This window comes from Achromobacter sp. D10 (genome assembly GCF_035282245.1).
GTDB lineage: Bacteria > Pseudomonadota > Gammaproteobacteria > Burkholderiales > Burkholderiaceae_B > Achromobacter > Achromobacter insolitus.
In genome coordinates this window covers 686335-705549 of sequence record NZ_JAYJLE010000001.1, presented here as the reverse complement: position 1 = coordinate 705549, position 19215 = coordinate 686335, and the positions used below count along the sequence as shown (strand labels likewise).

Below are 19215 nucleotides of genomic sequence, written 5' to 3'. Positions count from 1 at the left end.
TGTACGCCCAATGAATAAACCTGAGGTTTCTATAAGTGTTTTGACATGACGGGATAGCGACGGTTCGTCGTAATAATGGTGTCGGACTGGACTAACCCCGATTTCCCGGACACTTTGGTTAAGGCAGAGAGGCCCGGCGGGCCTCGGCTTGTTGGGCCGCCTAGGGTTTGGGCTTGGTTGAGACGGTTGGTAGAAGATTAGACTTCCGCCAGCCGCTCCACCGTGTCGGGAAATTTCGCCACCAGACGAATCAGCAGTGCGGCCTGGGCATTGGGCTTGGCACGGCCCTGCTCCCAATTTTCCACAGTGCGAGGATTGGTGCGCAGGTAGTGTGCAAACACTTGGCGTGACAGATGCAGCCGTTCACGTAGCGCGAGCAGCTCTTCGGCGGTTACTTCGGGGGCCGGCTTGACTTCCACTTTGTGCGTGCGCAGTGTCCGCTTGCCCTTGCGCGCGCTGGACAGTGCGTCAAAGCCCTCGGCAATCTCCGCATAAAGATTCCGTTTTTTCATCGTCTAGCCTCTCGTTCTGCTTCCAGCATATCCTTGAGCGCCTTCTTTTCCCTGGCGTTCAAATCCTGCATTTCATCCTTGTCATACAGGGTGAACAACCAAAACTGCGAGCCACCGTCCCACCAGTAATAGATCACCCGCAAACCACCGCGCTTGCCCTTGCCGCGGCGTGGATCGCCATAGCGCAATTTTCGTAGGCCGCCTGTGCCCTCGATCACGTCCCCAGCGCATGGGTACTTCATCATGGTGGTTTGCAAAACGCGAAAACCGTCGTCGTCGAGATACTCGGCCCGATAGCGGGCGAAGGCGGGTAGCTCTATGAACAGGGCTTCCATGAAATGTACGCAAGTAACGTATAAAAAACAACTGAGATAGAAGGTCGGTCGAGACACGGCAGGAAAGAACCGCCGAGTGGCACAGCACTCGTGCCAAACCAGCATCTGTTTTTCCCGCCCGTCATTGTGTCGAGACGCTCGACGTCCACGCACGAAACAGCATCGATATCAGACGACTGGCTGACAGTCCCAATAGATAAGGGCCGCATTACGCGGCCCTTATCGTCACTGCTTAACGTATCGCTTCGATTACGCCTTACGCACCTGCGCAATCAAGCCATCCAGCTGCGTCAGCATCGTGTCGATTTCCTCAGCCGTCACATTCAAGGCCGGCATGAAGCGCAGCAGGTTGCCGCGCGGCGCGTTCAGCAGCAGGCCGTTGGGCGACAGGTTGCGCGCAGCCTCGACGATGGCGGGGCCGTCGTCGCGGTCCATGACCAGCGCGCGCAGCAGGCCCATGCCGCGCTCGCCCTTCATGCCGTACTTGGCCGACAAGGCCAGCAGGCCTTCGGACAGTTGCTTGGCGCGGGCGTTGACGGATTCCATGAAGCCCGGCGCGGCCAGCGCGTCGAACACGGCGACGCCGACGGCTGCCATCAGCGGGTTGCCGTTGTACGTGCCGCCCTGGTCGCCGTGCGAGAACACGCAGACTTCCTGGCGCGCCAGGAGAGCAGCCAGCGGCACGCCGCCGCCGATGCCCTTGGCCAGCGTCATGATGTCCGGCACCACGTCGGATTGCTGGTAGGCGAACATGGTGCCCGTGCGGCCCATGCCGGTCTGCACTTCGTCGACGATGAAGAGCAGCTTGTGCTCGTCGGCCAGCTTGCGCAGGCCTTGCATGAATTCCTTGCTGGCGGGGATGACGCCCGCTTCGCCCTGAACGGGTTCGAGCATGATGGCGACGGTCTGGTCGTCGATCAGCTTGCGCACGGATTCCAGGTCGTTGATTTCGGCCTTGGGGAAGCCTTCGACTTGCGGGGCGAACATCTTGTCCCAGCCCGGCTTGCCAGACGCGGACATGGTTGCCAGCGTGCGGCCATGGAAGCCGTGGTTCATGGTGATGATCTTGTAGGCGCCCTTCTTGTTGACCTGGCCCCATTTGCGCGCCAGCTTGATGGCGCCTTCGTTGGCTTCGCCGCCGCTGTTGGCGAAGAACACGCGGTCAAACACCGAGGCGCCGGTGAGGCGCTCGGCCAGCTCGATGGAAGGCAGGTTGTAGAACGCCGGCGAGGGGTTCATCAGCAGCTTGGACTGTTCCAGCAGGGCCTTCTGCATTTCCGGGGCGCAGTGGCCCAGGGTGTTGACGGCCCAGCCCTGGACGAAGTCCAGGTATCGCTTGCCCGCGTGATCCTCCAGCCAGGATCCCTGGCCTCGCACGAACACGAGGTCCGGGCGGGAGGTGATCTCCATGAGGGCGTTGGTGTTGAACTGGCTGAATTCCATGGCGGTTCCTGCGGAATGAGAGAACAGGGGGTTAAAAGTGATTGGACGATGCCAATAGGCGAATTTAGCACCGACGGGGGAATGCTATCGTGACGCACCCCCTGCCGATCCGCCCCGGGCCGCCTCAAAAGGGCCGCCAGCGCGGGCGCTCTATTTTATGCAACAGGCGCGCCCCCGCGCGCAGCCCTTTGTCGCTTTTTACTGACCAATCATGAAACGTATTCTTTCCAGTCTTGCCGCCGGCCTGGCGCTGGCGGCGGCTACCGCCACCGCGCATGCCGATTACCCCGAGCGCCCCATCCGCCTGATCGTGCCGTTCCCGCCCGGACAGGCCACCGATATCTTTGCGCGCGCGCTGGCCGAAAAGCTGGGCGCGGCCGTGAAGCAGCCGATTGTGGTGGAGAACCGCGCGGGCGCGGGCAGCAACATCGGCATGGAACAAGCGGCGCGCGCAACGCCGGACGGCTACACCCTGGTGATCGCGGGCAGCGCGGCGGCCGTCAACCAGACGCTGTACAAGACCATCAACTACAGCCTGACCAAGGACTTTGCGCCGGTGTCCGGGGTGTTCTCGGTGCCGCTGATGTTCCTGGCAACGCCGGCTTCGGGCATTACCTCGCTCAAGCAACTGGTGACGCAGGCGCGCGCCAATCCGGGCGAGCTGGCCTACGCCAGCGCAGGCATCGGCGGCACGCAGCATTTGTCGGCCGAGATGTTCAAGGCAGCCGCGAATATCGACATCCGCCATATCCCGTACAAGGGCAGCGGCCCGGCGCAGGCGGATTTCCTGGGGCACCAGGTGCCGTTGATGGTGGATTCGGTGACCGCGGGCCTGCCGCATGTGCAGAACAAGAAGGCGGTGGCGCTGGCGGTCACGACGGCCAAGCGCCTGCCGCAGCTGCCGGACGTGCCGACCGTGGCGGAATCGGGTTATCCGGGTTTCGAGGCCATCGGCTGGGCAGCGGTGCTGGCACCGCGCGATACGCCGGCCGAGGTGACTGGCTACCTGAGCAAGCAGATCGGCCAGGTGCTTAATTCGCCGGACATGCAGAAGTTCTTCCGCGACCGCGGCGCCGAGCCGATGCCGCAGACGCCCGAAGCGACCGGCACTTTCATTGCGGGCGAAGTGAAGAAGTGGGGCGAAGCGGTGAAGCAGTCGGGCGCCCAGGTCGACTGATATAGACGCGCCAGGCGCCACAGCGGGCGCAGGCGCGGGTTGCCGGGCGCGGCGTGACGTAACCGCGCGCCGTGACCTCACGCGACCCAGTCGCATACCGGGGTCGGCCGCGCTCAATGCAGCGCAGCCGCCCCCGGCTCAGGCCGGATCGCCGGGTTGGCCCGGACGCCCGGGCTCACCGGGTTGCCTGGGGGTCTCTGACGGTTGGCCCGGATTGCCGGGCACTTCCGGCGGCGTGCGGCCGGGGTCGGGGTTGGGGTTGGGGTCGGTATCGTCCGGCCCGGGCTTGCCCGGCACCTGCCCGGGCGCCTGTTTTTCCGGCGCGTCGTTCGGTTCCTGGCCGGGACGCGGCGACGGGTCGATACCGGTCTGGGTGGCGGGATCGCCGGGATTCTGGTTCGGGTTCATGGATGTCTCCTGAAGATTCACGTGTAGCGCTACACGCGCAGCGGCACGCGTATCGTGCAGTTCCACAATAGAAGCCATGTTCGCACCCGCCCAGATCACGCGAGACGACTTTATCTAGTACTTTCTTCCTATCTCTTGCTGAACCAGGAGCCTGAATGAAGAAGACTGCAACGGCGTTCACGACGGAACGCCGCCATCTGCTTGAAATCATCGATGGCCTGATCGAAGGCATCATCCTGCTGGATCAGGACAAGCGTATTGTCTGGGCCAACGACACCGCGCTGGCCATGCACGGGGTGACGAATCTGGCTGCGCTGGGCGGCACCGCCGCCGGCTACCGGAAGGCATTTGCGCTGCGCTATCGCAACCATCGGGCGCTGCGCGCGGCGCAGTATCCACTGGACCGCGCGCTGGCGGGCGAAGCCTACAAGGATGTGGTGGTGGAGGTGACCAGCCGGCGCGATCCGGCGTTAACCCGCATGCATCAGGTGCGCAATCTGGTGCTGCGCGATGCGCAGGGCGCCACCGAAGGCATGGTGCTGGTGTTGTTGGACGTGACCGAGCAATTCAACGCGGAAGAGCGCTTCGAACGCACCTTCAACGCCAACCCCGCGCCCGCCGTGATCTGCTCGTTGGCGGACCTGCGCCACATCAAGGTCAATGACGGTTTTCTGGCCATGACCGGCTACACGCGCGAGCAAGTGCTGGGCAAGACGCTGCGCCAACTGGATGTGCTGGGCGATACGCCGCAGCGTGAAGACGCACTGCAGCGGCTGGCGGAAGGGGGGACCATTCCGCAGATGGAGAGCATCATCGCCGTGCGGGATGGCGGCACCAAGCTGGTGGTGGTGGCGGGCCAGCCCATCGAGGTCGCGGAGCAGCCCTGCATGCTCTTCACTTTCAATGACCTGGAAGCGCGCCGCAAGGCCGAAACCGCGCTGCGCGATAGCGAGCAGCGCTTCGCCACGGCGTTCCGGCTGGCGCCGGTGCCGATGACGCTGAGCACCACGGAAGGCGTCCTGCTGGAGGTCAACGACGCGTTCATCGCCACGACGGGCTATGACGCCAAGACATTGGCGCGCGACGAGGATGCGCTGGCGCAGCTGTGGACCGACCCGCAAGCCTACGACCGCGCCATGGGGTCGCTGGAACAGGGCGCCAGCGTGCGCAGCCAGGAAATGACGCTGCGCACGCGCGACGGTGCGCTGCTGGACTGCCTGGTGTCGGCCGCGCCGGTGTCCATCCAGAACCAGTCCTGCGTGCTGGCGGCGATCCAGGACATCACCGAACGCAAGCGCAGCGAGGTCGAGCTGATGGAGGCCATCGAAACGGTTATGCAGGACACCTCCTGGTTCAGCCGGACCGTCATCGAAAAGCTGGCGCAGATCCGCGCCCCGCAAGGCGCGCCGCAGGGGCAGGGCGAACTGGCCGACCTGACGCCGCGCGAGCGTGAGATTCTGGGCCTGATGTGCCAAGGCCATACGGACGCGGAAATCGCGTCCAGCCTGCATTTGTCGCGCAACACGGTGCGCAACCACGTGGCCGCGCTGTACAGCAAGCTGGACGTGCACCGGCGCAGCGCCGCGATCATCTGGGCGCGGCAGCGCGGCATCGTGGGGTACGAAAAACCAGCGCGCAAGCCGGCGCAGACACAGGCGCAAAAGCCCGCGCAGAAGCGAACGCCGCCCCGCAAGAACCGGTAGAAAAGTACCAGCCCATCTGATGCGCGCGCTTCTTACGCGCGCGCCATGCGCTTCCTATAGTGGTTTCGTCCGCCGCCGGAGCCCCAGGCCCCGCAGGCCTGTCCGGCGCGGTTTCACGCAACCTGAATCGAGGAGCGACACATGGACAACGACCGCATCAAGGGTGCTGCCAAGGAAGTCAAAGGCACCATCAAGGAAACGGCTGGCAAGCTGACCGGCAACCGCGACACGGAAGCCGAAGGCAAAGCCGAGAAAACCGTGGGCAAGGTGCAGCGTAACGTAGGCGAGGCCAAGGATCAGGCACGGGACTTGCTGAACAAGAAATAGCGCGGCTGCCTGTCGGCACCCCGCTATGCCCCTGATCGCCCTAAGGAGAAAAAAATGACTCGTCGAATCTGGCTTGCGCTGATGCTGGCGATAACCGCCATATCGGCTGGCTGCAACACGATGGAAGGCGCTGGCAAGGACATCGAACGTGGCGGGGAAAAGATCCAGCAGAAAGCCCAGTAAGTCCCGTTCCGGTAGCCTGCCTTGACGGCCGGCGCGCCGATGGCGCGCCAGCCGTTTTTGCGTCTGCGTTTTGCGTCTACGTTTTGCGTTTACTGCGCGCTTGCGGCCAGGCGGCCCAGCAAGGCCTCGAAACGACCCAGCCGCGCGTACCGGGTCTGACCGCCCACCACGACCTCGCCCCCGGGCAAGTCGATCCAACTTTGGATGCCGCTATCCAGATCCACCGCGCCGTAGCGGATTCGAAGCGTCTGGCCCGACGCCGGATGCCAAAGCTGACCCAGGTCCAAGCTGCGATGCGGCGCATGCCAGTGGCCCAGCAACAGCCAACCGCCTTGCAATGATTGCAACGTCATGCCGCCGGCCGGCAGATGCTGCACTTTGTGTTCGTGAACCATGCCTTCGTCCAGGTTCGCGTGGCAAAGCCTGTCGTCCTCCAGCCACGCAATGGCACTGTTGCCCAAGGCCGAGGGATGCGAGATGTCGCCCGACAATGGGGCGGAGTAAGTCAACGCCAAGAGCTGGAGGCGGCCCTCGCGGAACTCCAGCAGTTGGCCACGACACAGCACGCAACTGCGGCCGTCCGGCGTCTGGATGACGGCCGACCTGTCGCTGACGGGACGACGCTGCTGTGGCGCCGTGTGCAGCAGCGTCGGCTCCGCCGCGGCATCTCCTGCTTGCTGCGCGTAGCCCGGATAAAGAAAGACCATGCCGCGATCCACCAGCAGCAGATCGTCCCCCGCAAAACCCAGGCTGAACTCCGGCGTCCGGCGCTGCGCTTGCGCGGCACGCGGCGGCAATGGCGCGCCAGGTTGGTTTGAAGGCGGCAGGTTGACCTGGGCAGCATGCAATAGCCGCGCATAGGGTGTGCTGGACAGTCCGTCCGGGCCCTGCTCGATCCAGGCATGCGCGCCATCGGAATTGACGCACGAAGCCAGCAGGCCGCGCCGCGCCGGAAACTTGCCGGCGACCGCGCCCAGTACCGGCCATGCGCGCAGGTCGGTCAGCGTCGGAGTATCCCAGTCCGCCGTTATGGCGCAGGCCCATCCCGGCGCCACCACCACCGCATAGGGGATGTCCAGATAATCCTCAGGACCGCACAGGGGGCCCGCGGCCGGCTTGGGCAGAGCAGCCAGGACGCCTGGCGCTGCGCCTTCCTGGCGATGCGCGACGGCCTGCCAACCCAACGCATGTATCCGCGTCTTGATGCCGTCCGCCTCGGCCTGTGGCACGACCAGCAGACGAATGGCGTCGTCCTCTTCGCGCTGTTCGATGAGCGCCAGCCCCAACGCCTCCAGCTCCTGGCCCAGCACGGGCAGGAAGTCGTCGGCGCGGTCGTCGCGCATGGCGGAGCGCAACAGGTCCAGGCGCACGGACGCGAGCGCCGGATAGCGGGCCGAGTAGAGTTTCCTGAGCGTGCCCAGCACGTCAGACAGGGATATCTTCCAGTCGAAGGAGACGGGCTGCTGCATCACGGCTCAGCGCGAGAAACCGCGCGCGGAAATCTCCCAGATGTCCTGCACCACCCCGTCCTTGAACACCACCAGGCCGTCATGCAGATTGAAGGTGGGATCCACGTGCGCGGGTACCAGGCGCAGCACGCTGCCCAGGGCGGGTGCGGCGGCGCCGGCTTCCACGCGCACCACGCTGTGCTCGTCATTGATGGCGATGCAGGTCAGGCCGGATTCGCCGTAGACGGCGGGCGGGCCGCATTCAGCCGAGGCCGACTTCAGGCCGGCGTCCAGCACCACGCGGTCAGGCGTCGGCGTGCTCATCACGGTGGACAGCAGGAACAGGCTGTTCTGGAAATTGAGCGGACCGCCCCATTCGTTGGCGCCGTAATCGCCATCCATGAAGGCATAGGAACCCGCCTGCAATTCCGTATAGACGCCACTGGCCGCATCGAATTCCACGCTGCCCGTGCCGCCGCCGGTAATGGTGTCGCAGGCGATGCCGCTTTCGCGCAGCAGCTGTGCATAGGACGCGGCAATGCGCGCGGCCTGTCGGGATACCGTGGCGCGTTCTTCGCGCGTGCGGTAGTGCTGCACTGAACCGTGGTATGCCTGCAGCCCCGCGAAATTCAGGCCCGGCAAGGCGCGCGCCTGCTGCGCCAGCGCCAACACCGTGGCGTCGTCGGACACGCCGCAGCGGCCCTGGCCGACGTCCACTTCCACCAGCACGTCGATTTCAACGCCAGCCTGCACCATGGCGGCCGACAGTTGCGCCAGGTTCTGGGCGCTGTCCACGCAGACGCTGATCTTGGCGGCACGCGCCAGCTGACCCAGCAGCGTCATCTTGGCGGGGCCCACCACCTCGTTGCTGATATGGATGTCGCGGATGCCCGCGGCCACGAAAGGCAGGGCCTCGCTGACCTTCTGGCAGCAGATGCCGCGCGCGCCCAGGGCCACCTGCCGCAGCGCGATCTGCGGGCATTTGTGCGCCTTGGCGTGCGGCCGCAAGGCCACTTCGTGGCGGTCCGCCCAGGCTTGCATGGCGCGCAGATTGGCGTCGAAGGCCGTCAGGTCCAACGCCAGGCTGGGCGTATCGACGCGGGCGAGGGGATCGCCCGGCTGGGCGGCGGGGGGCAGCGCTATGCCGCGTATGACTTCCTGGGACATCTTGGCAACTCCGTTATCAGCACTGCAGGGATGTAACCGCACACATAACCAAAGCGGGACCACCCATAACCTTGGGCGATGTCACCCCCTGGAAAACGATAGCCCTGTAATCATTGGCTACAGGGGGTGGGCATGACAGAATTTCATCATAAAGAAAGCCCCCGAGGGGAGGCGCGTTTTTGCCGGTGCCGCGATGCGTTCCGGCAAAAACGAAACAACATTCATACCGTCAGCAAAATCACGGAGAAGCCCGCATGAAACTGAAGCACTGGATCACCACCCTGACCCTCGCGGTTGCCGCCGTCGGCGCCGTCGGCACTGCGCAGGCGCAGCAATTCTTCCGCATCGGCACCGGCGGCACGGCCGGCACTTACTACCCGATTGGCGGCATCATCGCCAACGCGGTGTCCCAACCGGGCAAGCTGGTCGCCACGGCGGTTGCCTCCAATGGGTCGGTGGCGAACATCAACGGCATCATGGGGGGCTCCTTCGAAGCCGGCTTCACGCAATCCGACGTGGCTTTCTGGGCCTACAGCGGCACCGGCACCTTCGAAGGCAAGCCCAAGGCCCAAGACCTGCGCCTGATCGCCACGCTGTACCCGGAAAGCATCCACTTGGTGGCGCGCAAAGGCGCGGGCATCAAGAGCGTGGCTGACCTGAAGGGCAAGCGCGTGTCCATGGACGAGCCGGGCTCCGGCACCCTGGTCGACGTGCGTCTGATCCTGGGCGCCTACGGCATGACCGACAAGGACATCAAGGCCGAATACCTGAAGCCTAACCAGGCGGGCGACAAGCTCAAGGATGGCGGACTGGATGCATTCTTCTTCGTGGGCGGCGCCCCGGCAGGCGCCATCGCCGAACTGGCGTCCAGCGGCGCCGGTATCGAAATCGTGCCGTTGGTTGGCCCCGAGATCGATGCGCTGCGCGCCAAACAGGAGTTCTTCACTCCCGACACCATCGCCGCCAACACCTATCAGAACGTGGGTGAAGTGAAGACCATTTCGGTCAACGCACAGATGGTCACCTCGGCCAAGCTGCCGGAACAAGTGGTGTACGACGTCACCAAGGCCCTGTACAGCGACGCCACCCGCAAAACCCTCGATAACGGCCACGCCAAGGGCAAACTCATTACCCGCGACAACGCGATCAAGGGCGCCGGCATTCCGTTCCACCCCGGCGCCGAGAAGTTCTACAAGGAAATTGGCTTGCTGAAGTAGGCCCACCCCCGAGGCGCCTGCGGCGCTCCCCCTCAAGGAGCGCCGTAGTGGACCGGCAGAGCCGGATCCACACGGCCGCGCTGGGGGCGATGAGGTAATGCGGCCGACGTGCCGCGTGGCGCGGGAGCCAAATTGAAGTGCGTATGCCTGCGCTGCAACTGAGTAGGGCCGCCATGAGCGGCCCTGCTTGTTGAATCATCCTGAGAATCACGGCGATGGAAATAGATCACGAAAAAACCCAGCAGTTGGCGGAGAAATACGACTCGGAAATCCGCTTCCGGCCGCTGGACAAGACGGCTACCTGGATCGTCTCCGGCCTCTTGGTCACGCTTTCGATCTTCCACTACTACACGGCTGGCTTCGGCCTGCTGCGCGAGGCCACGCACCGGGGGGTCCACCTGGCCTTCGTGCTGAGCCTGATATTCCTGGTCTTTGGTTTTTCCAAGTCGCATTACACGCACGAGCCTAAGTCCACCTGGTACGCACCCGGCGGCATTCCGCTATATGACTGGATCATCGCGATCGCACTGGCCCTATCGGTGCTGTATATCCCGTACATCTTCGAGGATCTGGCCTTCCGCGTCGGCAATCCGCTGCCCATTGACGTGTTCATGGGCTCGATCCTGCTGATCGGCCTGCTGGAAGCGACGCGGCGCGCCATGGGCTGGCCGTTGCCCATCATTGCGCTGGTATTCATGGCCTACGCCATGTTCGGTCCGTATTTCCCCGGACTGCTGCAACACGCGGGTAATAACTGGTCCCAGATCGTCAACCACATGTACCTGACCAGCCAAGGCGTGTATGGCGTCGCGGTGGGGGTGGTGGCGACCTATGTGTTCCACTTCGTGCTGTTCGGCGTGCTCGCGACCCGAATTGGCCTGGGCCAGCTGTTCCTGGACGTCGCTTCCACCATCGCCGGACGCTATGCCGGCGGCCCGGCCAAGGTATCGGTGTTCGGCTCGGCCATGTTCGGCATGCTGTCGGGCTCGTCGGTAGCCAACGCCGTCACGGTGGGTTCGCTGACCATCCCCGCCATGATCCGCATCGGCTACCCGCGACACTTCGCTGCTGGCGTGGAAGCCGCCAGCAGCACGGGCGGGCAGATCACCCCGCCCATCATGGGCGCCGCGGCCTTCCTGATGATCGAATTCCTGGGCATTCCGTACCAGCAGATCGCGATCGCGGGCATCTTCCCGGCCTTCCTGTATTTCTTCGGCATGTTCATGCAGGTGCACTTCGAGGCCAAGCGCGAGGGCCTGCGCGGGCTGACCGAAGAAGAAATGCCCAAGCTCAAGCAATCGTTCAAGATGCGCTGGCCCACGCTGATCCCGCTGATCCTGCTGATCGGCGTGCTGGCCAGCGGCCGCACACCCTACCTGGCGGCGTTTGCCGGCATCACGGGCTGCATCATCGTGGGCCTGCTGAATCCGTTCCAGCGGCTGCGCTGGCGCGACCTGTACGAAGCCTTCGAAACCGGAGCCAAGTACGCATTGGCGGTGGGCGCGGCGGCGGGCACGGTAGGCATCGTGATCGGCGTGGTGACGCTGACGGGCGTGGGCTTCAAGATCTCGTACATCGTGATCTCGGCCGCCCAGGCAATCGCCGGCGGCGCGGCAGCGGTGATTCCGGACACCATCGCCAATATGCAGACGCTCACGCTGATCGCGGCGCTCATCATGACCGGCATCGTCTGCATCCTGATGGGCTGCGGGATTCCCACCACTGCCAACTACCTGATCATGGTGGCCGTGGCCGCCCCCACGCTGGTCCAGCTGGGGGTGCAGCCCATCGCGGCGCACTTCTTCGTGTTCTATTTCGGCATCCTGGCGGACATCACGCCACCCGTGGCGCTGGCGGCCTATGCGGCGGCCGGCATGGCGGGCAGCGATCCGTTCAAGACGGGCAACACGGCCTTCAGGCTGGGCATCACCAAGCTGATCGTGCCCTTCGTGTTCGTGTTTTCGCCGTCATTGCTGATTTCGGTGCAGGGCTTCACCTGGTACGACTTCTTCGTCACGCTGTTTGGCTGCATGGTCGGCCTGGTGCTGCTGTCGGCGGCGTTCTCGCGCTACATGCTGGTGGGCATGAAGAGCTGGGAGCGCTGGCTGTGCACCATCGGCGCCTTGCTGACGATCCTGCCGGGGCTGACCAGCGGCCTGGTCGGGCTGGCGATCTGCATCCCGGTCTTCATGCGCCAGCTGGCGCAACTGAAGCTGGAGAACGCGCCCAAGACCGCTTGACGAATCCAGCCGCATAAAAAAGGGGCGGACCCCAAAAGTCCGCCCCTTTTTATGTTGAATCATGAATATTGGCAGCATTTAGGGCGAAAATGCGGACCTGTTGCGGCGGGGTGACGCCATACAACATTCCACCTTACGGCCGGTTGCCCGGCCCTATAAATCAGCGTAAAGTAAAATTCATGTTTGCTGGTCTGCCGATATGCGGGCCGACTGTGCAAACAGGCACAAAACTGCGCCATATGTTCGATATCCTGGTTTATCTGTACGAGAATTACTACACGCCGCAAGCCTGTCCTGCGGCCGACGTGCTCGCAAAGCGGCTTGCCGCCGCCGGTTTCGAGCACGAAGACATCGACGACGCGCTCGGCTGGCTGTATGGCCTGGCCGAAACCACCGAACGTTGCGTCGATCTCGCCCAGGCTCCCGCCACTGGCACCCGGATCTACACCGACAACGAATATCAGCAGCTCGGCACCGAATCCATCGGCTTCATCGCCTTCCTGGAATCGGCGGGCGTGCTGCCCGCGCCGCTGCGCGAGATCGTCATCGACCGGGGCTTGGCTTCGCCCGAAACGCCCGTGCCGCTGTCCAAGATCAAGATCATCGCCCTCATGGTTCTCTGGAGCCAGGAAGCCGAGATCGACAATCTGGTCCTGGAAGAGCTGCTGGACGAAGACGGCACGCGCTTGCTGCACTGACCGGCATCTCCGTCGCTTGATGCCGCTTGCCCATACCCGCGCGCGATGCCGCGCGGGCGTCCCATCGTGATTTACGTCGGCCGCTTTGCCCCCAGCCCCAGCGGCCCGCTGCATGCGGGCTCGCTGGTTGCCGCGCTGGCCAGTTGGCTGGACGCGCGCGCCCAGGGCGGACGCTGGCTGCTGCGCATCGAAGACGTGGACACGCCGCGCACGGTGCCGGGCGCGGCCGAGGTCATCATGGGCCAGTTGAACGCGCTGGGCCTGGCCTGGGACGGCGAAATCATGTGGCAGTCGCGCCGCGGCGATGCCTACCAGGCCGCCTTCGACTCCCTGATGGCGCAGGGCCTGATCTACGGCTGCGGCTGCACCCGGCGCGAAATCGCCGATTCGGCACTGCGCGGCCAGACCTCCCCCGGCGCCGACGGCGAGCGCCCGTATCCCGGCACCTGCCGCCACGGCCTGCCGGAAGGGCGCCAGGCCCGAGCCTGGCGCGTGATCATGCCGGACGGCGTGGAACATTTCGTGGACCGCTGGCTGGGCCCGCAGGAACAGAACGTGGCGCAGGCCGTGGGCGACATCGCCTTGCGGCGGGCCGACGGCCTGTGGGCCTACCAGTTGGCGGTGGTGGTGGACGACGCCGCGCAAGGCGTGACCGATGTGGTGCGCGGCGCGGATCTGCTGAGTTCCACCGCGCGCCAGCGCGTGCTGGGCCGGCTGCTGGGGCTGCCGCCCGTGCGCTACCTGCATGTGCCGCTGATCCTGGACCCGGCCAGCGGCCTGAAACTGTCCAAGCAGAACGGCGCCCCGCCCATCGACACCAGCGCGCCCCTGGCGGCGCTGATGGCCGCCTGGCGTGCCCTGGGCTTCGGCGCCATCGACACCTCGGACGCCGGCCATTTCCTGCGCGAAGCCACCGCGCAATGGGCGCGGCGCTTCCCGCTGTCCGCCGCTACAGCGGCTTGAGGTCTTGGTCCAGCATCCGGACGAGCAGCGCCTCGCCGTTTTCCGCCACGCGCAACTCGCCGTATTTGGCGACCTGATAACGCTCGGCCTGGCCTTCCGGGAAGAAATAGGCGTTGGTCACGATGCGCACACTGTTGTCACGGATGCGGTAACGCAACGGCACTTCCGTCTCGGTATGCGGATGCGTGTCCGGCTGAATGCGTAGGGGCTGGCCCACGCCGCGTGCGTCAGTCACCAGCATCACGTAGCCATCCGGCTCGTAGCCCATGACCGATTCCTCGGCCTGGGGACGTTCGCCCCCCAGCCGCAAGCGCGTGACTTCCCGGCTGGCCGCGAAGTTCAGCGCCATGTAGTCCCCCTGCATGAGCGACCGGGGATCCACGGGCGCCAGTTCCAGAATGACCACCTTGCCCGAGGCCAGCAGTTTTTCGCGCTGCCAGATGCCGCCGTTGGCGACCGCGAGCACCAGCGCCAGACCGCCCAGGATGGCCAGCGTGCGCCAGCGCAACGGAGCCGACACCGGCGGCAATGGCGCGCGCCGGCTGGGCGGCAAGGTGCGCATCAGGCGCGGCACCAGCCACACCATCGCGCGCAGCACGAAGAGCAGCAACGCGGCGCCGCCCAGCCACAAAGCCTTTTGCAGCAGCGGCACGTCCAGCTGGTAATAATAGACACCCAGATAAGCCAGCAGGCTGACCACCCCGAAAACGACCACGCGCGACTGGTTCAAGCCAAAGCCCAGCAGCAGCCAGGCCAGCGCAAAGCCGACGCCGGGACTGGGCAGCCAGAACAAAGACAGGATCAGCAGGCCGATCGGAACGCCCCAGGTGACGCCCGGCGTCAGCATGTGGCGGCGCGGCCAGAGCACCGCGAAGGCAGCCGCCACGGGCAGCAGCGCGCCAGCCGCGACCAGCACGGCCGTATGTGGATTCAGCTGCCACATGGCGGGCAGTTGCTTGATGGAGATACCGCTAGCCAGCCACACCATGCCTTGCACCGAGAGCAGGAACGCCCAGCCCAGCGGTTGCAGCGCATGCGCGCGCTTGCCGCCCAGGCGGTGGCTGACGGTAAAGATGACTGCGGTGGCCCAGGCCCCGGTCACGGCGATCGGCAGCCACAGGAAGGTGGCGCGCAAGGCATCGAAGGCCATCCAGGCGTCCAACAGGTCCTCCTGCCCCAAGTCGGGCGACAGGACGCGCCAGATCAGGCCCGCCCCCGCCGCGGCGATCAGCAGGCCGCTCAGGAAGCGCAGGATGACGTCGGGTCCCACGGCGTAGATCGTGGCGGCCATCAGCAGCACGAAGACGCAGGCACTGGCGAACGAGGTCGAACTGGACAGCCCGAAGATGATGAGGATCTGCCCGGCGAAGGCCATGGCCGTGCCGCACTGGCGCCAGAACGGGCCGGCGTCGCTGCGCAGCACCGCCACGCCGGCCGCGCATAGCACCAACCCGGCGACCAGCGCGCCGCCTTCCGTGGTGATGAAGCCCGAAAAAGCGATGAACACCAGCAGCAGCAAGGTCGACAGCCAGGCGCTCAGGCCCAGCAGGCATTGCACATACCAGGGGGGATCCGACTGCGGCGTCGGCGTGGGGGCAAGTTGCGCCACGGGCGCACCGGTATCCGCCGGGTCCACCGCATTGCCGGCCGAAGCCGCGGCGGGCTCTGCGTCCGCGACGGGCGCCACGGCCGCCTGCGGATCGCCGGCCAGCCGGCGCAGCCAGCGCGCGGCCCAGACGGCTTCGGCCATGAGCAGCGCCGCCAGCGGCAACGCAGCCCACACGCCGGGTTCCAGGCGCAGCAGCCATTCGCCCGCCACCCGCAGCGACACGCAGATGACGCCGGCGGCCAGCATGGCCAGGATGACCAGGTCGCGCCGGCCCTTCTGATAATAGAAGCCCAAGCCCAGGGTCACCGCGACCCAGGCGATGCCGTTATAGAGGCCCAGGCCGCGGCCCAGGAAGTCGCCAAGCATCTGGGTCACCACCAGCGCGCTGATCGCCAGGGCGGCCAGGACCCGCGGCCCGACCAGGGTGCTGGCGCGCCAGCGGCGGGCAGCCAACTCCCAGCCCAGCAGCAGCACCAGGTTCAAGCCGGCCATCATCAGGCCGGGCACGCCCGGGCCGCCCAATATCAGCATCCAGGAGAACACCCGCTCGCCCAGCCACAAGGCCACGGCCACATTCAGCACCAGCGCCCACAGCAGCCAGACAGCCTGGCTGCCGGCGGCCAGCGCCCAGGGCAGCAGCAAAAGCGCCCACCAGGCGAACAGCTCCCAGGTATCGGCGCCGGTCTGGTAAGTTTGGCCTAGTAAAGCGAGAAGTGCGCCGAGCAGAATCCCGGCCAGGGCAAGCAGGGCGCCTGGTATGGTGCGCCGCACGCCGGGACTGGCCCGCAGGCGCAATCCGGCCCAGGCGGCGGCCAGCGCGCAAACCGCCAGCAGGCCCTGAACGCCGGCGAAGCGCTGCACTTTTGTCATGTCCTGCCAGTTGGCGGCAACCCAGCAAACCGCGGCGCTGCCCAGCAGCAAAACGCCTAGCCAGAGGGTGCTGCGCGCCAGAAATTGACGCCAAGCGTGTAGTTCGGATCCCGCTTGTCTTTCAGTGCCGACTTGCATCTGGCGAATCTCCGATCTTATTATCCGCGCTACTACGGCGGGACTGCCGCCACTGGATACACATGAATAAAACGCTGATTATTGCCGAGAAGCCCTCGGTAGCCCTCGATATATCACGCGCCTTGGGAGGCTTTGCGCGCGAGGGCGACTATTTTGAAAGCGAACGTTACGTACTTGCGTCGAGCATCGGCCATTTGCTCAGCTTGGTCGCGCCCAACGATCCGGTCAAGGGGAAGTGGAGCTTCACGCATCTGCCCGTGATTCCGCCTGAGTTCGAACTGGGGCCCACCGACAAGAAATCCGCCGAACGCCTTAAGCTCCTGGTCCGCCTGGCCAAGCGCAAGGACGTCGACGCCATCATCAACGCCTGTGACGCCGGGCGCGAAGGCGAACTGATCTTCCGCTACATCATTCAGTATGCGGGCGTGAAAAAGCCGATCCAGCGCCTCTGGCTGCAGTCGATGACCCAGGCCGCCATCCGCGAAGCCTTCGCCAACCTGCGCGACGACGTGCAGCTCAAGCCGCTGGAGGCGGCCGCGCGTTCGCGCGCAGAGGCCGACTGGCTGGTGGGCATCAACGGCACGCGCGCCATGACCGCCTTCAACAGCAAGGACGGCGGCTTCTTCAAGACCCCGGTCGGCCGGGTGCAGACGCCCACGCTGGCCATCGTGGCCGAGCGCGAGGAACGCATCCGCCGCTTCGTGCCGCGCGATTACTGGGAAGTACGCGCCCAATTCGTGGCGGCCGCCGGCCTGTACGAAGGCCGCTGGATCGACCCGGACTTCAAGAAAGACGAACGCGACCCCGAAAAGCGAGAATCCCGCCTGTGGTCGCAGGCCGCCGCCCAGAGCGTGGTCGCCGCCTGCCGCGACCAGCCGGGCCACGTCACCGAGGAATCCAAGCCGTCGACCCAGATGTCGCCGGCCCTGTACGACCTGACCTCGCTGCAGCGCGAAGCCAACGGCCGCTTCGGCTTTTCGGCCAAGACCACGCTGGCGCTGGCACAGACGCTGTACGAACGCCACAAGGCGCTGACCTACCCGCGTACCGACTCGCGCTACCTGCCCGAGGACTACATCAACACCGTCAAGGAAACCATGCGCGCCCTGGCGCAAGGCGGCTCCAACGCGGTGGGCGGCCTGGCCCGCCACGCCGGCACGGTGGTGAGCGAAAACTGGGTCAAGCCCAACCGCCGCATCTTCGACAACAAGAAGGTGTCGGACCACTTTGCCATCATTCCCACGCTGCAGATCCCGCACGACCTGAGCGAAGCCGAGGCCAAGCTGTACGACCTGGTGCTCAAGCGCTTCCTGGCGGTGTTCTTCCCCGCCGCGGAATACCGCGTCACCACGCGCATGACCGAAGTGCAGGGGCACCGCTTCCGCACGGATGGCAAGGTGCTGGTCAACCCCGGTTGGCTGACCGTCTACGGCAAGGAAGCCCAGGGCGAAGACGCCAACCTCGTGCCCGTGGCGGACGGCGAGACCGTGCGCACCGAGGACGTGGAGGCCGTCGGCCTCACCACCAAGCCGCCGGCGCGCTTCAACGAAGGCACGCTGCTGTCGGCCATGGAAGGCGCGGGCAAGCTGGTGGACGACGAGGAGTTGCGCGAAGCCATGTCCGAGCGCGGCCTGGGCACGCCTGCCACGCGCGCCGCCATCATCGAAGGCCTGCTCAACGAAAGCTACCTGCGCCGCGAAGGCCGCGACCTGGTGCCTACCGCCAAGGCCCGCCAGCTGATGACGCTGCTGTCCGGCCTGGACGTGACCGAACTGACCTCGCCGGAACTGACGGGCGAATGGGAACACAAGCTCAAGCAGATCGAGCAGGGCGGTCTGGGCCGCGAGGCCTTCATGCGCGAAATCGCGCAGATGACCCAAGTCATCGTCAAGCGCGCCAAGGAATACGAGCGCGACACGGTGCCGGGCGACTACGCCACGCTGCAAACTCCTTGCCCCAAGTGCGGCGCCGTGGTGAAGGAGAACTATCGCCGCTTCGCCTGCACCGCCTGCGATTTCTCCATCGGTAAACACCCGGGCGGCCGCACCTTCGAGCTCCCGGAAGTGGAAGAACTGCTGGCCAAGCGCGAAATCGGTCCGCTGCAAGGCTTCATCAGCAAGATGGGCCGTCCCTTCGCCGCCATCCTGCGCATCAGCGACGAATACAAGCTGGAGTTCGACTTCGGCCAGAACGACGAAGACGACACCGAGGCCGTGGACTTCTCGGGCCACACGCCGGTGGGCAAATGCCCGAAGTGCCAGTCGCGCGTGTTCGAGCACGGCATGAGCTACGTCTGCGAGAAATCCGTCGGTCCCGAAAAGACCTGCGATTTCCGTTCGGGCAAGGTCATCCTGCAGCAGGAAATCTCGCGCGAGCAAATGGAAAAGCTGCTGACCGATGGCCGCACCGACTTGCTCGACGGCTTTGTGTCCAGCCGCACGAACCGCAAGTTCAAGGCCTTCCTCGTCCGCCAGCCGGACGGCAAGATCGGTTTCGAATTTGAGCCGCGCCCTGAAAAGCCAGGCCGCGCGCCGGCTAAATCGGCGGCGAAAACCGCGACCAAGACCGCCGCCAAGAAGGCGCCGGCCAAAAAGGCCGCAGTGAAGAAAACCGCAACCAAGACCGCCACCAAGACGGCCACGAAAACGGCCGCCAAGAAAGCTGTGAAAAAGGCTGCGCCTAAGAAGACCGCCGCATAACGCGCGAGCGGCGCCTTGCGCGCCGGCTCCCGTCAATCGCGCACAACGCCCGGGCAACCGGGCGTTTTCCATTGTTGG

General features: G+C 65.3%; 16 protein-coding genes. 9 read left to right on the top strand and 7 right to left on the bottom strand.

Annotation, left to right across the window (positions count from 1 at the left end; all coding sequences use genetic code 11):
* Window positions 1-197: 197 nt before the first annotated feature.
* The 3 genes from VCS63_RS03390 to VCS63_RS03380 all read right to left on the bottom strand — a co-directional run bounded on the left by VCS63_RS03390 (window position 198) and on the right by VCS63_RS03380 (window position 2290).
* The gene (locus tag VCS63_RS03390) at window positions 198-512 is read right to left on the bottom strand and encodes a helix-turn-helix domain-containing protein (protein ID WP_063962564.1); all 315 of its coding nucleotides are present in this window, start codon (window positions 510-512) and stop codon (window positions 198-200) included.
* Window positions 509-847: a toxin gene (locus tag VCS63_RS03385; protein ID WP_323878420.1), complete on the bottom strand. Its 339-nt coding sequence runs from the start codon at window positions 845-847 to the stop codon at window positions 509-511. The genes VCS63_RS03390 and VCS63_RS03385 overlap by 4 nt, the downstream gene beginning before the upstream one ends.
* A 249-nt stretch (window positions 848-1096) precedes the next feature.
* On the bottom strand, window positions 1097-2290 hold the full coding sequence (locus tag VCS63_RS03380) for an acetylornithine transaminase (RefSeq protein ID WP_063962565.1): 1194 nt from the start codon (window positions 2288-2290) through the stop codon (window positions 1097-1099).
* A gap of 211 nt (window positions 2291-2501) precedes the next feature.
* On the opposite strand from VCS63_RS03380, the gene VCS63_RS03375 reads away from it, so the two are divergent.
* Entirely contained in the window at window positions 2502-3467 is a 966-nt protein-coding gene (locus tag VCS63_RS03375; RefSeq protein WP_042795801.1) for a Bug family tripartite tricarboxylate transporter substrate binding protein, read from the top strand.
* A gap of 138 nt (window positions 3468-3605) precedes the next feature.
* Here VCS63_RS03375 and VCS63_RS03370 read toward each other — a convergent pair whose 3' ends face one another.
* Entirely contained in the window at window positions 3606-3875 is a 270-nt protein-coding gene (locus tag VCS63_RS03370; RefSeq protein WP_323878417.1) for a hypothetical protein, read from the bottom strand.
* Between the two features lie 155 nt (window positions 3876-4030).
* On the opposite strand from VCS63_RS03370, the gene VCS63_RS03365 reads away from it, so the two are divergent.
* The 3 genes from VCS63_RS03365 (at window position 4031) to VCS63_RS03355 (ending at window position 6088) form a co-directional block, all read left to right on the top strand.
* Complete coding sequence (locus VCS63_RS03365; protein ID WP_063639158.1) at window positions 4031-5578, top strand: helix-turn-helix transcriptional regulator; 1548 nt, start codon at window positions 4031-4033, stop codon at window positions 5576-5578.
* A gap of 141 nt (window positions 5579-5719) precedes the next feature.
* Window positions 5720-5905 (top strand): CsbD family protein, encoded by a 186-nt coding sequence (locus VCS63_RS03360; protein WP_042795802.1) that lies wholly within the window; start codon window positions 5720-5722, stop codon window positions 5903-5905.
* Window positions 5906-5959: 54 nt separating this feature from the next.
* Window positions 5960-6088 (top strand): entericidin A/B family lipoprotein, encoded by a 129-nt coding sequence (locus VCS63_RS03355; RefSeq protein WP_042795803.1) that lies wholly within the window; start codon window positions 5960-5962, stop codon window positions 6086-6088.
* Window positions 6089-6177: 89 nt separating this feature from the next.
* Here the strand turns inward: VCS63_RS03355 and VCS63_RS03350 are convergent, their stop codons facing one another.
* Together VCS63_RS03350 and VCS63_RS03345 are read right to left on the bottom strand one after the other, a co-directional pair.
* Window positions 6178-7557, bottom strand: a complete 1380-nt coding sequence (locus VCS63_RS03350; RefSeq protein ID WP_323878413.1) for a DUF6630 family protein — start codon at window positions 7555-7557, stop codon at window positions 6178-6180.
* A 6-nt stretch (window positions 7558-7563) separates the two neighbouring features.
* Window positions 7564-8703: a DSD1 family PLP-dependent enzyme gene (locus VCS63_RS03345; protein WP_063639156.1), complete on the bottom strand. Its 1140-nt coding sequence runs from the start codon at window positions 8701-8703 to the stop codon at window positions 7564-7566.
* 254 nt (window positions 8704-8957) lie between these two features.
* Here VCS63_RS03345 and VCS63_RS03340 point away from each other — a divergent pair, with 254 nt between their 5' ends.
* From VCS63_RS03340 to gluQRS, 4 genes are all read left to right on the top strand, one after another.
* A complete protein-coding gene (locus VCS63_RS03340) occupies window positions 8958-9920 on the top strand; it encodes a TAXI family TRAP transporter solute-binding subunit (RefSeq protein ID WP_063961590.1) in 963 nt (320 codons plus the stop codon).
* A gap of 215 nt (window positions 9921-10135) precedes the next feature.
* Window positions 10136-12160: a TRAP transporter permease gene (locus VCS63_RS03335; protein WP_323878411.1), complete on the top strand. Its 2025-nt coding sequence runs from the start codon at window positions 10136-10138 to the stop codon at window positions 12158-12160.
* 239 nt (window positions 12161-12399) lie between these two features.
* On the top strand, window positions 12400-12858 hold the full coding sequence (locus tag VCS63_RS03330) for a DUF494 family protein (protein ID WP_042795808.1): 459 nt from the start codon (window positions 12400-12402) through the stop codon (window positions 12856-12858).
* Between the two features lie 45 nt (window positions 12859-12903).
* Window positions 12904-13821, top strand: coding sequence for a tRNA glutamyl-Q(34) synthetase GluQRS (gluQRS, locus tag VCS63_RS03325; RefSeq protein ID WP_323878407.1), 918 nt, complete (start codon window positions 12904-12906; stop codon window positions 13819-13821).
* Here the strand turns inward: gluQRS and VCS63_RS03320 are convergent.
* Window positions 13808-16438 carry a GDYXXLXY domain-containing protein gene (locus VCS63_RS03320; RefSeq protein ID WP_323878405.1) on the bottom strand — a complete coding sequence of 877 codons (2631 nt, stop codon included), beginning with the start codon at window positions 16436-16438 and terminating at the stop codon, window positions 13808-13810. The genes gluQRS and VCS63_RS03320 overlap by 14 nt on opposite strands.
* 62 nt (window positions 16439-16500) lie before the next feature.
* Between VCS63_RS03320 and VCS63_RS03315 the strand changes: the two genes are divergently transcribed.
* Window positions 16501-19137, top strand: a complete 2637-nt coding sequence (locus VCS63_RS03315; RefSeq protein ID WP_063639152.1) for a DNA topoisomerase III — start codon at window positions 16501-16503, stop codon at window positions 19135-19137.
* The last annotated feature ends 78 nt before the right edge of the window (window positions 19138-19215 follow it).

Coding starts and splice junctions, on each gene's coding strand:
- VCS63_RS03385 (WP_323878420.1), bottom strand. CDS start 847: ATGGAAGCCCTGTTCATAGAGCTACCCGCCTTCGCCCGCTATCGGGCC.
- VCS63_RS03335 (WP_323878411.1), top strand. CDS start 10,136: ATGGAAATAGATCACGAAAAAACCCAGCAGTTGGCGGAGAAATACGAC.
- VCS63_RS03315 (WP_063639152.1), top strand. CDS start 16,501: ATGAATAAAACGCTGATTATTGCCGAGAAGCCCTCGGTAGCCCTCGAT.
- VCS63_RS03320 (WP_323878405.1), bottom strand. CDS start 16,438: ATGCAAGTCGGCACTGAAAGACAAGCGGGATCCGAACTACACGCTTGG.
- VCS63_RS03350 (WP_323878413.1), bottom strand. CDS start 7,557: ATGCAGCAGCCCGTCTCCTTCGACTGGAAGATATCCCTGTCTGACGTG.
- VCS63_RS03355 (WP_042795803.1), top strand. CDS start 5,960: ATGACTCGTCGAATCTGGCTTGCGCTGATGCTGGCGATAACCGCCATA.
- VCS63_RS03390 (WP_063962564.1), bottom strand. CDS start 512: ATGAAAAAACGGAATCTTTATGCGGAGATTGCCGAGGGCTTTGACGCA.
- VCS63_RS03375 (WP_042795801.1), top strand. CDS start 2,502: ATGAAACGTATTCTTTCCAGTCTTGCCGCCGGCCTGGCGCTGGCGGCG.
- VCS63_RS03380 (WP_063962565.1), bottom strand. CDS start 2,290: ATGGAATTCAGCCAGTTCAACACCAACGCCCTCATGGAGATCACCTCC.
- VCS63_RS03330 (WP_042795808.1), top strand. CDS start 12,400: ATGTTCGATATCCTGGTTTATCTGTACGAGAATTACTACACGCCGCAA.
- gluQRS (WP_323878407.1), top strand. CDS start 12,904: ATGCCGCGCGGGCGTCCCATCGTGATTTACGTCGGCCGCTTTGCCCCC.
- VCS63_RS03360 (WP_042795802.1), top strand. CDS start 5,720: ATGGACAACGACCGCATCAAGGGTGCTGCCAAGGAAGTCAAAGGCACC.
- VCS63_RS03365 (WP_063639158.1), top strand. CDS start 4,031: ATGAAGAAGACTGCAACGGCGTTCACGACGGAACGCCGCCATCTGCTT.
- VCS63_RS03370 (WP_323878417.1), bottom strand. CDS start 3,875: ATGAACCCGAACCAGAATCCCGGCGATCCCGCCACCCAGACCGGTATC.
- VCS63_RS03340 (WP_063961590.1), top strand. CDS start 8,958: ATGAAACTGAAGCACTGGATCACCACCCTGACCCTCGCGGTTGCCGCC.
- VCS63_RS03345 (WP_063639156.1), bottom strand. CDS start 8,703: ATGTCCCAGGAAGTCATACGCGGCATAGCGCTGCCCCCCGCCGCCCAG.